Origin of the sequence: Halopelagius longus, assembly GCF_900100875.1 — an archaeon.
Classification (GTDB): domain Archaea; phylum Halobacteriota; class Halobacteria; order Halobacteriales; family Haloferacaceae; genus Halopelagius; species Halopelagius longus.
The window spans coordinates 421,460-436,339 of sequence record NZ_FNKQ01000001.1 but is presented as its reverse complement, the minus strand read 5'-3'; the positions used below and the strand labels follow the sequence as shown (position 1 = coordinate 436,339).

Below are 14,880 nucleotides of genomic sequence, written 5' to 3'. Positions count from 1 at the left end.
CTTTTTGCGCCGTCCGTCCGTCGGCTACGCCATGGAGTACACCACGTTCGGACAGACGGGCGCGACGGTGAGCGAAATCTGTCTCGGCTGTATGAGCTTCGGAACCGACTGGGACGAGTGGACGCTCGACAGAGAGGAGAGCCGCGAACTCATCGAGCGCGCCATCGAGCTCGGAATCAACTTCTTCGACACCGCGAACGTCTACTCGTACGGCGAATCGGAGGAGATTCTCGGCGAGGTGCTCGCGGAGTACGACCGCGACGAGTTCGTCGTGGCGACGAAGGTGTACGGCCAGATGGACGACGAGGACCCGAACTCGGGCGGCCTCTCGCGGAAGACCATCGAACAGGAACTCGACGACTCCCTCGACCGGTTGGGGATGGACACGGTGGACCTCTATCAGATTCACCGGTGGGACTACGACACGCCCGTCGAGACGACGCTTCGAGCGTTGGACGACGCCGTCCGACGCGGGAAAGTCCGCCACCTCGGTGCGTCGTCGATGTGGGCCCACCAGTTCGCCGACGCCCTGCACACGTCCGAGAGCCTCGGACTCGAACGGTTCGTCTCGATGCAGAACCTCTACAACCTCGCGTACCGCGAGGAGGAGCGCGAGATGCTCCCCCTCTGCGAGGAGGAGGATATCGCGGTGATGCCGTGGAGTCCGCTGGCGGCGGGATTCCTCACGCGCCCGCACGAGGAGTTCGACGCGACGACGCGCGGCGAACACGAGGCGTCGCTCGAACGCGGCTACACCCGCGGCGGCGGCCCCGAAATAAACGAACGCGTGCAGGAGCTCGCAGAAGAGAAGGGCGTGAAGATGGCCCAAATCGCGCTCGCGTGGCAGTTCCACAAGGAGTGGGTGACGACGCCGATCGTCGGCACGTCGAGCGTCGAACACCTCGAAGACGCCGTCGAAGCGCTCGACATCGACCTCTCGGACTCGGACGTCGAGTACCTCGAAGAGCCGTACGAACCCGTCCCCGTCGCCGGACACGACTGAGAGCGTTACGACGCGAAGGGGAGCGTCGAGACGCGCCGCACCGTCGTTTTTGTTCTATCAGTAACGTTCATTATGGTGGCGCATCTCCGTCGAGACGTGATGTCGGTCGTACGCGTACGCTGTTGACTCGTTTTCGACCCCGCACAGGCGTACGACCGACCCCCGGCGAACCCCACGCACGTGAGCACACATACCCGTAACCCGACAGAATCGCAGTCGAGAACCGACCCCCGGCCGACCCCCGAACCGACCGAAGAGCGAGACGCGGCGGAGGCGGAGCAGAGTGCAGACGCCGCAGACCCTGCGGACGCCACAGACGCCGCAAACCATACCGGTTCGTGGGTCGAGCGCTGTCAGCGGTCGTTTTCGACCACCGACACGCGCCGCCTGCGGAACTTGACCGACGACGAAAACGAGGCGATGCCGAACCCGAAGTGACCGGTCTCCTCGGAGTCGCTACCCACCGCGAGGTGACCCCTCGTCCGACTCGGACAGTCGCCGCGACCGAAATAGTAAGTTGTCCGGGGTCCGGTGTGGGCGTATGCGACTGGCACGCGTTCGCACGCCGGACGGCATCCGAACCGGCGAGTACGACGACGGGACGGTCACGGTGGACGAGGACACCTACGGTATCGGCGACGACGGGGACGCGACGCTTCTTGCGCCCTGCGAACCGTCGGCGTGTTACTGCGTCGGTCGGAACTTCGCGGCGACGTTGGACCAGATGGACTACGACGTTCCGGACGCCCCCGACTGGTTCATCAAACCGCCCGCGTCGGTCCACGACCCCGGCGCGCCCGTCGAGTACCCCTCCTGGACCGAGGAGTTGACGTACGCCGGCGAGTTGGCGGCGGTCATCGGCCGGCAGTGCCACGATATCGGAGAGGACGAGGTCGACGACGCGGTTCGGGGGTACACGATTCTGAACGACTTGGACGCCCTCGACCAACCGGGCCGAACCGCGCGGAAGGCGTTCGACGCCTCTGCGCCCCTCGGGCCGTGGATCGAGACGGACGTCGACCCCTCGGACATCGAGATGACGACACACGTCGGCGGCGAACTCCGGCAGGAGGCGACGACCGCGCAGATGCTCTTTTCGCCCGCGGAGGTGGTGTCGTTCCTCTCGGAACGCTACACGTTCCGCCCCGGCGACGTCATCTCGTTCGGCAGTCCGGCGAACCCCGGCCTCGTCGAACCGGGCGAGGAGGTCGAAATTTGGTACGAAGGCGTCGGAAGGCTCCGAAATACGGTCGTCGAGGAGGCGTGAGGCGACCGGCGGGCACCGTCGAACGGTAACCGACTTCCCGTCCGAGAGAGTATCGACGGGTGGCCGATGACGACGGCACCGCTCCGAGCGGGGTGGCACCCGACGGTGACGAGCCCTATGAGTGCCGAGGCCGACTTTCTGTAGAGGCGAAATCGCAGCCGAACCGGGACTTCGAGGCCGAATCCGACTCGTCAGTCGTCGGCCGCCGCCGGCGACTCGGCGGGGTCGGCGTCGCCCGTCTGCTTGTACCGCCCGCCGAAGATAGCCGTCGCGAACAGGACGAGCGGCGAGAGGAACGCGAAGAAGTAGAACGGGACGTACGCGAGCGTACTCACGCCGAAGACGGCCGACATGTAGACCGCGCCGGCGTGCCACGGGAAGAGCGCACCCGTCGGAGTGCCCGCGGACTCGATAGCCCGCGAGAGGTCCTCACCCTCCAGCCCGTACTCGTCGTAGAGGTTCCGGAGCGTCAGTCCCGGGACGACGATGCTCATGTACTGCTGGGCGGAGAACGCGTTGACGAAGATGGCCGAGATACCGGTCCCGACGACCAGACTGCGCGGACCGAAGATGACGGACGCGAGCGAGTGAGCGAGCACGGCGAGGACGCCGGTTCGCTCGAGGAGTCCGCCGAGCGTGAGGGCCGCGACGACGACCGAGATGGTCCACGCAGACCCGGAGAGGCCGCCGCTGGCCAGCAGGTCGTTCACGAGCGTCATCCCCGTCTCGGGAGCAGTCCCGTTGAGGAACACCTCCCACGAGGCGGTGAACGCGCGACCTTGCACGAGGACCGTCGTGAAGGTGCCGGCGAAGACGCCGGCGACGAGCGTCGGGAGCGCCGAGATGCCGTAGAGCGCCAGCCCGAAGGTGACGACGAGCGGTACGAACACCAGCGCGGAGAGGTCGTAGGTCCCGGCGAGAGCGCCCTGAATCTCGGCGACGCGGCCGGCGGGAATCGCGCCGGCGGCGCGCAGGCCCAGCCCCGCGTAGAGCAGAACCGAGAGGCCGAAGGCCAGAACCGTCCCGTTGCGCATCGCGCGGATGTGGTCGTAGAGGTCAATGTTCGTCACCGCGGCCGCGAGGTTCGTCGTGTCAGAGAGGGGCGACTGCTTGTCGCCCGCGTAGGCGCCCGAGAGGATGGCGCCTGCGGTCATCGGGGGGGATATGCCGAGGCCCGAGCCGATGCCGATGAAGGCCACGCCGAGGGTGCCGGCCGTGGTCCACGAGGACCCGATGGAGAAGGCGACCACCATCGCGAGCAGCGCCGTCGCCGGCAGGAATATCTTCGGGGTCAACACTTCGAGCCCGTAGTACATGAGGCCGGGAATCGTCCCGGCGCTGATCCACGTCGCGATGAGCGCGTAGATGACGAACAGGATGAGTATGGCCTGCAAGCCCATCAGCAGGCTGTCCGCTACGCCCTCGTAGAGGTCGTCCCACGAGTAGCCGAGCCAGTACTTGCCCACCGCGCCGGTCAGCACGATACTCCAGAGGAGCGGCCCGTGAGGGGCCAGTTTCAGATATCCGGAGCCGACGCCGAGGAACAGGACGACCCCGAGAACGGGGACCAGAGCCTGCAGAAAGCTCGGACGCCGCTCCGACGGGATCTCCTCGTACGTCAGTGGTTCGAGGTTCAGAGATGGCACGTGTACCCGGCGGTAATAACTGAAAGGTATTAAGCAGACGGATTTTATTCTTGCAGAGCATCAGAGTTGTTACCTCACCTCACGGTACGGCCACTACTGGTTCCGCCGATAGAGTGGCGGCAGTGGTCCGGACGACGCAAAACAGTGTATCTCAGCAGACATCCCAGTAGGAGAGACGGCCCCGAGCGGTTTTCCGAACCCGGTTCCTTCGCTCGGCTTCCGGCCAACAGACGCTCCGTTTTAAAGGGCGTCTCGGACGGAACCGCACCCCTACTCGTCGTCGGATTTGCCGGGCCACGTCACGGACCCCATGAACGGGACGCCGATCTGTTCCGCCGCCCTCGATATCATGTGCGCGCCGGTCGGCACCGTCAGGAACAGGAAGACGATACCGACGAGCGACGAGAGGCCGGGACCTCCGGGGCCGAAGTACGCGAACCCCGCGAGGAAGATGGAGACCGTCCCGATGGTCGCCGGCTTGCTCGTCGCGTGCATCCGGTTGTACACGTTCGGAAGTCGCAGCAGGCCGATGGTCCCGACCGTGAGGAAGAACGACCCGACGACGATCAGGCCGACGACTACCCAGGTCCGTATCGCTTCCACGCCGACCATCAGCGGTCACCTCCGTCGACCCGCTGACTCGCTGTGACGGCCCGGCGCGTTCGGTGGTGGTGGTTGTGAGACATGCTCAGGTCACTCTCCCGTGACGATGATGTCGCCTTCGGTGACGAACTTGGCGACCGCGACCGTCGAGAGGAACGCGATAATCGCGAGGACGAGACTGACGGTCACGAAGAGGCCCCGGTCGGTCTTGATGGCGAACAGGACGGCGATGGCGACGACGTTCGTCGCGATGGCGTCCAGCGCGACCACGCGGTCGGGAATCGTCGGTCCCCGGACCGCGCGGTAGCCGCACAGCAGGTTCAGAAGCACCGCGAGGGCGATTGCGGCGTCTACGACCGGCACTATCGTCCCCTCAGCGACCATCGTCGTCACCTCCGGTGGCTTCCTCGGCCGGCGGTTCGACCTCCGTCTCCGCCTCGCTCTCGGTGTCGGGGAGGGCCTGTTCGAGGACTGGATGCGTCTGGTCGGGCGGGTAGACGGCGAAATCCGGCGCGGGGTCGGCCGGCGACAGTTCCTCGTCGAAGATGACGAGCGCGTAGTCCTCCCAGTTGCGGATCGGGGCGACTATCTCTTCGGGCGCTCTCCCGTCGATGACGTGGACGTACAGCGCGTTCTCGTTCGGATCGTAGTCGAGCGTGAGCGAACCGGGCGTCATCGTGATGCTGTTTGCGATAGTGGTCACCCCGAGGTCCGTCTGTACCCGCAGCGGGATGAGTATCACCTCGGGGTCGATCGGTCCGGAGGGTGCGAGCACGCGGTACGTCACGTCGAAGCTGGAGACGATCGCCTCCTTGGTGAACGTTAGCATGTATAGTATCGTGTACGGGACGCCGCGAACCACCCGGCGGAGGTCGACCGTGTCGGCGTACAGACGCCGGAAGAGGTACGAGAGGGGGAAGCCGACCGCGAGGCCGACGAGCAGCGCTCCGACGAGCGGTTCGAACGCGAGCGGCGGCCCCTGAATGAACACCCAGAGAACGCCGAACACGACGCCGATGACCGGCCAACTGCGGGTCACGCGCCACCACCTCCGCCGAGACCAACGATGTCGACGTACGCCTCGGTGTCGACGGCGGCGTTCGCCGCCGTCTCGGCGAACCGGTATATCGGGTCGAACCCGACGCCGACGACGACCACGGCCGCCGCGAGCGCGACGAGAACCGCGAGTTGGCCCGATTCGACGGTCGCGCCCTCGACCGCCGGCGTCTCCGCCCCCCAGAAGCCGCCGACCCACACCCGCGTCGTGTACAGAATCGTGAGCACGGCCCCGAGGAGCAACGCGACCAGCGCGAGCGCCGACAGCGCGCCGGAACCGGACGCGAGCCCTCGAACCGTCGCGTCGAACGCGAGGAGCTTCCCGAAGAATCCGGTCAACGGCGGGAGGCCGATGAGCGAGAGGAGGCCGACGAAGACGGCCCCCGAGAGCACCGGCGAGCGGCCGGCGACGCCGCCGAGACCCCGGAGGTTGTCCGTCCCGGTCGCATCCTCGACGGCGGCCGCCGAGAGGAAGAGGAGCCCCTTCGCGAGCGCGTGGTGGAGCGCGAACACCAGCGCGGCCGCGATGGCGACGCCGCGGAGCGTCCCCGCGGGGTCGGCCGCCGCGGCGACGGCGATGGGGATGGCGATGAAGCCGACTTGGCCGACGCTGGAGTACGCGAACACGCCCTCCAGTCGGTCCTGACCGACCGCACCGAACCCCCCGACGACGATGCTCGCTATCCCCATCGCCGCCAGCACCGGCGCGAGGAAGGCGAGCGGCGACACGCCGGCGACGCCGAACAGGTCGACGGAGACGGTGTCGACGGCGAAGACCGTAAAGTAGAGGCGGACGATGGCGTACATTCCGACCTTCTTGGTGACGCCGGCGAACATCGCGGTGATGGGCGGCGGCGCGGCGGTGTAGGCGGCGGGGACCCAAAACTGGAATGGGACGAGACCGGCCTTCAGCGCGAACACCGCGAGCAGCAGGGCCGACAGGCCGACGGCGGGCGCGGGGTCGACGCCGTACGCCGCGGGGTCGGCCAACCGCCGGGCCATGTCGGCCATGTTGAGCGTGCCCGTCGTGGCGTACAGGCCGCCGATGGCCACGAGCATGAGCGCGCTTCCGAGGACGTTCATCACCAGATAGCGGAACGACGCCGCGGTGGCGTAGTCGGTGCCGTAGAAGGCGACGAACACGTAACTGACGATGAGCATCACCTCGAACCAGACGAACAGGTTGAACAGGTCGCCGGTGAGGAACGCGCCGGTCACGCCCACAAGAAGCACGTGGAACAGCGGGTGGTAGTAGACGCGCTGGTTTTCGGAGCTCACGTACCGAAGCGAGAACAGTATCGACGCGAACCCGACGCCCGCGGCGATAGTCAGCATGAACGCCGACAGCCCGTCGAGGACGAGCGTGATTCCGAAGGGCGCGGGCCACTCGCCCACGCGGTAGACCGCCGCGCCGGGGGCACCCGGCGCGAGGACGAACACCCAGACGGCGGCGGCGATGGCCGCGACGTACGCGGCGGCACCGGCCGCGCTCGCCGCGCGCTGAATCCGCGGCCGCTGACCGAGCGCGAGGGTGAGCACGGCGGTACCGAGCGGGGCTAAAAGCGGCGCGATGACGAGCCAACTCATCCCATCCACTCCGTGACGTCCATGGTTCCGTTCTCCTCGTAGGCGCGGTACGACAGGACGAGCGCCAGCGCGGTCGTCCCGAAACTGATGACGATGGCGGTCAACACGAGCGCCTGCACCACGGGGTCTGCGATTTCGGGGACCTCGCCGCCGTGGGTTTCGAGGACGGGGACGAGGGCGTGCGTCCCCTCGTCGACGCCGCCCATCGCGATGAGGTAGACGAACGTGGCCTGAGAGATGACGGCGACTCCCAAGACGACCGCCACGAGGTCCCGCCGCAACAGCAGGAACGTCCCGACGGCGAACAACGCGCCGACCGCAACCGCGAGGACGACGCTCATCGGCTATCAACTCCACATCGAACGAACGGCGTCTCAGTGTTCCGTATCATTCGGCGCTCACCACCGAGGTAATCGTCAGGAGGCTGCCGACGACGACGAGGTACACGCCCAGATCGAACACGAGCGCGCTCGCGAGTTCGACCTCGTGGTATATCGGGACGTGTTCGAGGTGGACGTACGTCTGGGTCAGGAAGGGGTCGCCGACGAGCATTCCAGCGACGCCGCTGCCGACGACGACCACGAGTCCCGCGAGCAACGTGCGGCGGTAGGCGGTGACCGTGCGGTGCTCGAAGATGCTGGTGCCGGGATCGACCTCCCTGTCGAGGACGCCCGACTCCAAGTAGTCGAGGTCGTAGGCGACGTAGACGAGCGCGAACGCCGTCGTCGTGAGGACGCCGCCGATGAACCCGCCGCCGGGCAGGTTGTGGCCTTGGAGGAACAGCCAGATGGAGAGGACGAGCACGATGGGGACGGTCACCCGGGCCGTCGTCCGCATAATCGTCGTCGTCACGGCGAGTCACCCCCGTCGGGAATCGGCCCCTCCTCGGTATCGCCGACCGTCTCCTCGCTTCGGGTCCGCATCGTCACGAGCACGAGGATGGCGAGTGCGGCGACGGTGACGACCAGCAACTCGCCGAGCGTGTCGAACGCCCGGAAGTCGACGAGGATGACGTTGACGACGTTCGTGCCGCCGCCGGCCGGGACCGCCTGCTCCGCGTAGTAGGCGGCGACGCTCGTCGGCTCGGCGTCGGGGCCGGGTGCCGTCAGCGAGACGGCCGTGAACGCCATCGCGCCCACGAGAATCGCCACGCCGGCGTCGCGGGCGAGCACGAACGGTCTGACGTCCGAGTAGAAGGACGGCAACCGCTGGAGGACGAGCAGGAATATCAGGAGGACGAGCGTCTCGACGACCAACTGCGTGAGCGCGAGGTCCGGCGCGCTCGCGAGGATGAAGAAGATGGCGAGCATGAATCCGAGAATCGACAGCGTGAGGACGCTGGCGACGTGGGAGGAGGCGATGGTCACCGCCACGCCGGCGAGGACGGCTATCGCCAGCACGCCTGCGACCGAAAACGGAACGCTGAGCCTCCCGATTCCGGGAACACCGCCGGTCGCGGCGAAGCCGGCGAGTGCGAGCAGGCTCCCGGCCGCAGCGATCCACGCCACGTACGTCCGCAGGAGGCCGTTGTGGACGAACGGGCCGAACCGGGCGCTCGTCGCCTCCGCCGTCGAGACGGTCCAGTCGTACCACCCGCTGGGCCGCACGGGGACCGGAGCACCGACGCCGCGTTCGATGGCCGCCGCGAGTCGCCCCGTGAACGGGTACGCGGCGAGGCCGCCGAGGATAGCGACGGCGGACATCGCGACCGGGGGCGAGACGTGAGTCGGCAGTCCGACTTCGAGGTGCGCCTCGCCCGCGGCGGTGGCTTCGACGGCCCCCTGGACGATAGCGTCGACCGCCACCTGCGGCGCGACGCTGACGACGACGACCCCGGCGGCCAAGACGGCGGGGGGTGCGACCAGTGCGACCGGCGGCCGGTGGATGTCCGCGACCGGCGCTCGTCGGTCGCCGAAGAACATCGCGAGGAACTTCAGCGAGTAGACGACGGTGAACACGCTCGCGACCGTCGCCACGGCGGGGTAGAGCCACGCGAGTCCGCCGGCCTCGTGGGCGACTTCGTAGGTCGCCTCGAACAGCAGTTCCTTCGAGTAGAAGCCGTTGAGCGGGGGGATGCCGGCCATGCTCAGCGCGGCCACGCCGGCGATTGCGGCCGTTATCGGGAGGTCCCGCCACAGCCCCCCGAGGTCGTCGAGAGTACGGCTGCCGGCCTCGTGGGCGACGATTCCCGCGACGAGGAACAGCGGAGCCTTGAACAGCGCGTGGTTGAGCAGGTGGAACGCGCCCGCCTCGCCGCCGTACACCACGTCGAATCCGAAGCCCGCGACCATCAGCCCGAGGTGACTCGCCGTCGAGTAGGCGAGCAACTCCTTGCTGTCGGTGGCGGCCACCGCCAAGAGCGCCCCGACCGTCATCGTCAGGAGTCCCATCGTCGCGACGAGGAGCACCCACTCGGGACTCAAAAGCAGGGGGCGCACGCGGCCGATGAAGTAGACGCCCACCTTGACCATCGTCGCGGAGTGGAGGAAGGCCGAGACGGGCGTCGGAGCGACCATGGCGTTCGGTAGCCAGAAGTGCAGCGGAACCTGCGCGGACTTGGCGGCCGCGGCGACGACGACGAGGACGAGTGCGGGCACGAACAGCCCCGACTCGCGGAGGGCGGCGCGCATCGCCTCGTCGTTCGCGAGCATCGCCGTCAGGTCGAAGGTGACGCGGCCGAGGGCGTCCTGCGCCGCCACCGAGAGCACGAGCAGACCGGCGAGCAGGCACAGGCCGCCGCCGACGGTCACGACCATGGCCATCCGCGCCGAGTAGCGCGACTCGGCGTCGTCGGTGTGGTGGCCGATGAGCACGAACGAACAGAGGCTCGTCAGTTCCCAAAACAGGAAGACGAGCACGAGGTCGGAGGCGAGCGCGACGCCGAGTATCGAGCCCATGAACGCGAGCAGCGCCGCGTAGTAGCGCGCTAGACCGTCCTCGCCGTGCATGTACCGCACCGAGTAAACGAACACGAGGACGCCGATGCCGCTGGCTAAGAGCGCAAAGAGGAGCCCCCACCCGTCGACGGTGAACTGGAACCCCACGTCGAGAGCGGAGACCCACGACGCCCTGACGGTGCCGTGGCTGTCGAGTTGCGTCACTAGCAGCCCGAAGCTCGCCGCCGCGACGAGGGCTCCCGCGTAGCCGGTTCGTTCGCCGAGGACGCGATAGATGAGCGGTGAGAGAACCGCAGCGACGAAGGGAAGCGCGACGATAGTCGTGACGACTGTGAGGTTTGGTGCCATCAGTGTTCGTCGATGTCGGCCGGAGTTCAGTTGCCGCCGTAGTCGGCCTCTGCCCGCCATTGGAAGCCGGCTCCAAAGTACCTGATGACCACCTGTTAGAAAGAAGTCAGTCGCGTACCTGTCCTCCACCACTCCGTACCCTCGCCTCCGGTTTCCGAATCGAAAGAACGCCCTCGGCGTCGGCCAACGGGTACAACTGGAGAAACGGTGAGGACGAGTGCCGAGACCGACTTCCTATCGAGCAGATCGAACGGAGAGCCGGTCTTCCCCGACAAGTACAGCAGACAAAACTTATCACAAACCCTTCGACTCGTTCTACACATGCCCCGCACACGACGAAATGTCCTCCAGATGACGGCGCTCGCTCTCGGTGGCTCAGGGCTCACGTCGCTCGCCGGATGCCTCGGCGGGACGGCCGGAACCGACGAGACGGCCACCGACGGACCGACTACCGCGCCGTCGACCGACGACGGGTCCGACGAGAGCGGCGAGTCGTTCCGCGAGTGGCTCATCGACCCGACGAACACTCCTCTCAGGGACGGCTACGGCATCGTCTACCACGACGTCGCGGCGATTCGCGAGCGTCGCGACGCGATTCACGAGAACGCCTACGAACGGCTGAAGAGCGAGATGCTCCGAGAGGCTCCGGCGAGAAACTTATTGGACACAGAGGACGTCTCGGCGACGCTCAGTCTCGACTTCGAGGCGAAGATAGCGTTCGGATCGTTCGACCCCGACGCGTTCGGGGAGCGTCTCGCCGAGAAGTGGAACGCACGAGCGACGTCGACCGACGAGCCGACGACGCCGACGAGAACGCCGCGTCCGGAACCGGAGGAGTATCGCGGCTTCCGACTGTTCGGCGACCGGCGCGTGTACGCCGTCTCCGAGGATATCGTCCTGCTGGTCTCGACGATGGGCAGGCGCGACGGCGATTCGCTCGAACGCGCCAGAGCCATCCTCGACGCGAGACTCGACGGCGAAACCCGCTACCCCGACGGCAACGAGTACGTCGGCGCGATGCTCGGCCTCGTGGAGGAGACGCATGCGTTGACCTGTTATCCCGAGGCGATGGACGGGTCGTCGTCCCGCGGCTTCCGGAAGGACGTCATTACGGGCGGCCTCAAGTCGTGGCGGTTCGGGCCCCAGACGACCGAGTTCACCTTCGCGAACACCTACCCCGACGCCAAAGCCGCGAAGAACGCCGAGTTCGAGGCGTACGTGGAGTCGGACCGCTTCGACCCGTACGACGGGTTGGACGTGACGACGGACGGGAAGATGGTCTGGACGAAGGGGACGATTCCGACCGGAGAGTTCGACCACCTCTCGCCGGGCGGTCCCGGCGACAGCGTCCACACGGCGAACGGTAATCTCGCTCGGAGGTGAACGGCGCGTAGACTCGTCACACGGAGTCGGGGTACCGACGTCACCGCGTAGTGGTTCGGTACCAGCGTCGCGTCGACTGCCGAGAGGTACCGCCGGTCAGGACGTTCTCCGTCGCGTACCGCTCGGCTTCCGCCGGCGTCAGTTCCGCGGCCCACTCCACCCGTTCGTCCCTCTTCGCCCCGGGGCCCCGGTTCTCGTACTCGACGAACGTGACCGTCGCTTCGGCCTCCGGGCGGGACCAGTTGTGCCACCCGGCCGGATTGACGTGCGAACCCATCTCGGTTCGGAGGAACGCGACGTGGGCGTGGTCCCGCCACGGGCGGCCCAAGTACACGTCGGAAACCTCCGGGTCCGCGGTGAGAGTACAGTCCCTGAAGACGAACCCGAACGGTTGGTTCCGGGGCGTGGACGCGGCCGTGACGTACGAGTCCGCCTTCGAGTGGATATCGCACCGCTCGAAGACGGCCGTGGCACCGCCGAACACGAAGTCGGTCGTCCCCTCGACGTGACAGTCGCGGAAGTACTGTCGTGAGCATTCGCCGCCGGCGTACACGGTGTCTTGATTGCCGACGAACCGACAGTGCTCGAACTCGGCCCGGTCGGCCTCCGCGTGAAGCGCGACGGCCTGTCCGGCGTCCGCGCCGGCGCCGTTTCGCACCGTGAGGTTACGCGCCCGGAAGTCGTTCCCGCAGACCTTCAGCGTGTACGTGAAGAACGTGCTGTTCCGCCCCCGTCCTATCTTCTCGAAGTGGTCGTCGTGCGTCAGTATCGTCTCCGCCGCACCCTCCCCGACGAGGGTGATTTTAGGGTTCCACGAGTGGACCGCCACCTTCTCGTCGTACACGCCCTCCCGCAGGAGTATCCGTATCCGTTCCCGAGGAAACGACTTCGCCCCGTCGATAGCCGCCTGAACGCTCTCGTAATCGCCGTCTCCCTCCCGGTCGACGACGTAGTCGTACCCGTCGAAGTCGTCCGAACCCATCGGCGCCCGGTACGTTCTCCACCTATCCATACTCTTTGCCGGGTCGCCTCCCCACGTCCGCACTCCGAGGAGGACCCGCCGCCGGCCAGATAGTACAACCGTCTGCGCCGTCAGTATCCTCCATGGCCGGACTCGTACAACGAACCGCGCGGGGTATCGACGACATGTGGCGGTCCGTCTGGGACGATTCGAGCCGGGGACAGAAACTCGTCATCGCCGTATTCCTCGTCATCACGGGGCTGGCGATACCGGTGATTCCGATAGTCTACCTGGCCCGGTTCATCGCGAACTGAGCCGTCCGTTTCGAGTCGCTCGGATCCGGACCGACCGCCGGGTTCACCGCGCCGGTGCCGAGCAGAAAACGGCGGCGACGGGACGGTCCGACGCCGCTCAGAACTCGTTGTTTCGAACGACGTCGGGGTCGACGTCTTGCTCGTCGATGTAGACGTTCAGGTCGTACCGCATCGGCTCGTAGTCCAAGTCGAGTTCCTCGACGGTCCCCGAAAGGAGGTATCGGTCGCCGAGGTACGTCGTCCCCCCGGCGTTCTCGGGTATCGGTCCCGTCTCGTCCGTCGCGGTGACCGTTCCGTCGTCGTTGGTCGTCGTTCCGTCGTCGGAGTCGGCCGAGAAGTCCCCGCTCTCGGTCTGTATCTCGCCGCGTTCGGCGATGGTCAGCACCTCGTACCGCGTCGGCCCGTTCGCCGTAATCATCAGCGAGTGGTACCCGTCGAGATACGGTCCCTCTCCGTCGTTCATGATATCGGAGACGCTCGTGAGCGACTCGTCGAGGTAGACGTTCGCGTCGTACCCGTCCTCGGGTTCGACCTCGAGCGTCGACAGTCGCCCGGTGATGAGCATCCGGTCGCCGAGGTACGTCGTCCCCCCGGCGTTCTCGGGCACCGGTCCCGTCTCGTCTCTGACTCCGAAGTACGCGTCGCGGGTCGGCCGGTACACGTCCTCGTCGGAGTCCGCGGAGAAGTCACCGCCCTCCGTGTCGGGTTCCAGCGTCCCGTCCACGGTGAGCGTGTACTCGACCGGCCCGTTCGCCGAGAGCGTCAGCGTGTGCCACGAACTCCCCGTCGTTCGCTCTCCGTTCGACCCCGCGACGGTGCCGACGGGAAGCGCCGCACCGCCGACGCCCGCCGCGATAGTCTTCAACACCGTTCGCCGTTGCGGTCCCCCCGCTCTCCGTCCTCCGACCGCCGAGGTACCTTGGTGTGTGGTATCTTTCCCCATATGTATCGTGACGGCCGGGAGTCACTTAGTCACATCTCAGGAGCGGCAGAAAGACGCCCCGAACGACAGCTTCGCGGTGTCGTTCGGAGAACGGATACTTTCACGAGCGCATCGCCTCGCGGCGATGAGAGCGGGGAGTGCTGGCGTCGCCCGCCGAACGACCACCGACCAGTATGCTCGTCGGTCGTCCACCCAGCGGTGACCGACCTGCACATACAACCCGGTCGCTCATTGAGCACTCGGACGAAACGAGAGACGAACCATGACTACCGACTCGATGGACGAGCTCTTCGTCGAAGGGCTCCAAGAACTGTACTACGCGGAGCAACAACTCGTCGATGCGCTGGAAACCCTCGCCGATCAGACCGACGACGAGGCCGCCAGTCAGGGGTTCTCCGAGCACCGCGACGAGACGCGGGAGCAGATAGAGCGCCTGGAGCAGGTGTTCGAGCAGATAGGTGAGGAGGCCCAGACCAAGCAGGAGCAGGTCATCGACGCCCTCATCGACGAGCACGAACAGTTCGCACAGGAGAACGACGGCGACGTGCTCGACCGGTACAACATGGGCGTCGGGCAGAAGACCGAACACTACGAAATCGCCGCCTACGGTAACCTCACGTCGCTGGCTCAGAAGACCGGTCACGACGACGTGGCGGACACGTTGGCGGAGACGCTCCGCGAAGAGCAGGACGCGCTCGAAGAAGTCACCGAGGCCAGCGAGCAGTTCGACCAAGAGGAAGTCGCCGGGTAACCGACTCCGCGCCGACGCTTTTCTTTCGGTTCCGTACGGGGCGTGCGACCCAGTTCGCAAGTCGGTGACAGTTCGGATTCGAGTCCCCGCGTTTTCGCGTCCGCCACGGCCTCAATCGTCT

At 66.7% G+C, this 14,880-nt stretch carries 16 protein-coding genes; 6 read left to right on the top strand and 10 right to left on the bottom strand.

Going from position 1 to position 14,880, the window contains the following annotated elements:
• Positions 1-31 precede the first annotated feature (31 nt).
• The 3 genes from BLS11_RS02215 (at position 32) to BLS11_RS02205 (ending at position 2,270) form a co-directional block, all read left to right on the top strand.
• A complete protein-coding gene (locus tag BLS11_RS02215) occupies positions 32-1,003 on the top strand; it encodes an aldo/keto reductase (protein ID WP_092532264.1) in 972 nt (323 codons plus the stop codon).
• 180 nt (positions 1,004-1,183) lie between these two features.
• Positions 1,184-1,441, top strand: a complete 258-nt coding sequence (locus BLS11_RS02210) for a hypothetical protein (protein ID WP_092532261.1) — start codon at positions 1,184-1,186, stop codon at positions 1,439-1,441.
• Positions 1,442-1,544: 103 nt separating this feature from the next.
• A complete protein-coding gene (locus BLS11_RS02205; RefSeq protein WP_092532259.1) occupies positions 1,545-2,270 on the top strand; it encodes a fumarylacetoacetate hydrolase family protein in 726 nt (241 codons plus the stop codon).
• 191 nt (positions 2,271-2,461) lie between these two features.
• Here the strand turns inward: BLS11_RS02205 and arcD are convergent, their stop codons facing one another.
• The 8 genes from arcD to mbhE all read right to left on the bottom strand — a co-directional run bounded on the left by arcD (position 2,462) and on the right by mbhE (position 10,407).
• Complete coding sequence (arcD, locus tag BLS11_RS02200; RefSeq protein ID WP_092532256.1) at positions 2,462-3,916, bottom strand: arginine/ornithine antiporter ArcD; 1,455 nt, start codon at positions 3,914-3,916, stop codon at positions 2,462-2,464.
• Between the two features lie 270 nt (positions 3,917-4,186).
• Positions 4,187-4,528 (bottom strand): monovalent cation/H(+) antiporter subunit G, encoded by a 342-nt coding sequence (mnhG, locus tag BLS11_RS02195; protein WP_092532253.1) that lies wholly within the window; start codon positions 4,526-4,528, stop codon positions 4,187-4,189.
• Positions 4,529-4,609: 81 nt separating this feature from the next.
• Entirely contained in the window at positions 4,610-4,903 is a 294-nt protein-coding gene (locus tag BLS11_RS02190; protein ID WP_092534432.1) for an MrpF/PhaF family protein, read from the bottom strand.
• On the bottom strand, positions 4,893-5,558 hold the full coding sequence (locus tag BLS11_RS02185; protein ID WP_092532250.1) for a Na+/H+ antiporter subunit E: 666 nt from the start codon (positions 5,556-5,558) through the stop codon (positions 4,893-4,895). Before BLS11_RS02185 ends, BLS11_RS02190 begins: the two co-directional genes overlap by 11 nt.
• Positions 5,555-7,162, bottom strand: a complete 1,608-nt coding sequence (locus BLS11_RS02180; RefSeq protein WP_092532247.1) for a complex I subunit 5 family protein — start codon at positions 7,160-7,162, stop codon at positions 5,555-5,557. The genes BLS11_RS02185 and BLS11_RS02180 overlap by 4 nt, the downstream gene beginning before the upstream one ends.
• Entirely contained in the window at positions 7,159-7,503 is a 345-nt protein-coding gene (locus tag BLS11_RS02175) for a sodium:proton antiporter (protein ID WP_092532244.1), read from the bottom strand. The genes BLS11_RS02180 and BLS11_RS02175 overlap by 4 nt, the downstream gene beginning before the upstream one ends.
• 46 nt (positions 7,504-7,549) lie before the next feature.
• Positions 7,550-8,014, bottom strand: coding sequence for an MnhB domain-containing protein (locus BLS11_RS02170; RefSeq protein ID WP_092532241.1), 465 nt, complete (start codon positions 8,012-8,014; stop codon positions 7,550-7,552).
• Entirely contained in the window at positions 8,011-10,407 is a 2,397-nt protein-coding gene (gene mbhE, locus BLS11_RS02165) for a hydrogen gas-evolving membrane-bound hydrogenase subunit E (protein WP_092532238.1), read from the bottom strand. Before mbhE ends, BLS11_RS02170 begins: the two co-directional genes overlap by 4 nt.
• 321 nt (positions 10,408-10,728) lie before the next feature.
• Here mbhE and BLS11_RS02160 point away from each other — a divergent pair, with 321 nt between their 5' ends.
• Positions 10,729-11,790 carry a hypothetical protein gene (locus BLS11_RS02160; protein ID WP_092532235.1) on the top strand — a complete coding sequence of 354 codons (1,062 nt, stop codon included), beginning with the start codon at positions 10,729-10,731 and terminating at the stop codon, positions 11,788-11,790.
• Between the two features lie 40 nt (positions 11,791-11,830).
• Here the strand turns inward: BLS11_RS02160 and BLS11_RS02155 are convergent, their stop codons facing one another.
• On the bottom strand, positions 11,831-12,772 hold the full coding sequence (locus BLS11_RS02155; RefSeq protein WP_092532233.1) for a pectinesterase family protein: 942 nt from the start codon (positions 12,770-12,772) through the stop codon (positions 11,831-11,833).
• Between the two features lie 122 nt (positions 12,773-12,894).
• On the opposite strand from BLS11_RS02155, the gene BLS11_RS19240 reads away from it, so the two are divergent.
• Entirely contained in the window at positions 12,895-13,065 is a 171-nt protein-coding gene (locus tag BLS11_RS19240; protein WP_175454356.1) for a hypothetical protein, read from the top strand.
• A 97-nt stretch (positions 13,066-13,162) separates the two neighbouring features.
• Here the strand turns inward: BLS11_RS19240 and BLS11_RS02150 are convergent, their stop codons facing one another.
• Entirely contained in the window at positions 13,163-13,933 is a 771-nt protein-coding gene (locus tag BLS11_RS02150; RefSeq protein WP_092532231.1) for a hypothetical protein, read from the bottom strand.
• A 337-nt stretch (positions 13,934-14,270) separates the two neighbouring features.
• Here BLS11_RS02150 and BLS11_RS02145 point away from each other — a divergent pair, with 337 nt between their 5' ends.
• On the top strand, positions 14,271-14,759 hold the full coding sequence (locus BLS11_RS02145; protein ID WP_092532228.1) for a YciE/YciF ferroxidase family protein: 489 nt from the start codon (positions 14,271-14,273) through the stop codon (positions 14,757-14,759).
• The last annotated feature ends 121 nt before the right edge of the window (positions 14,760-14,880 follow it).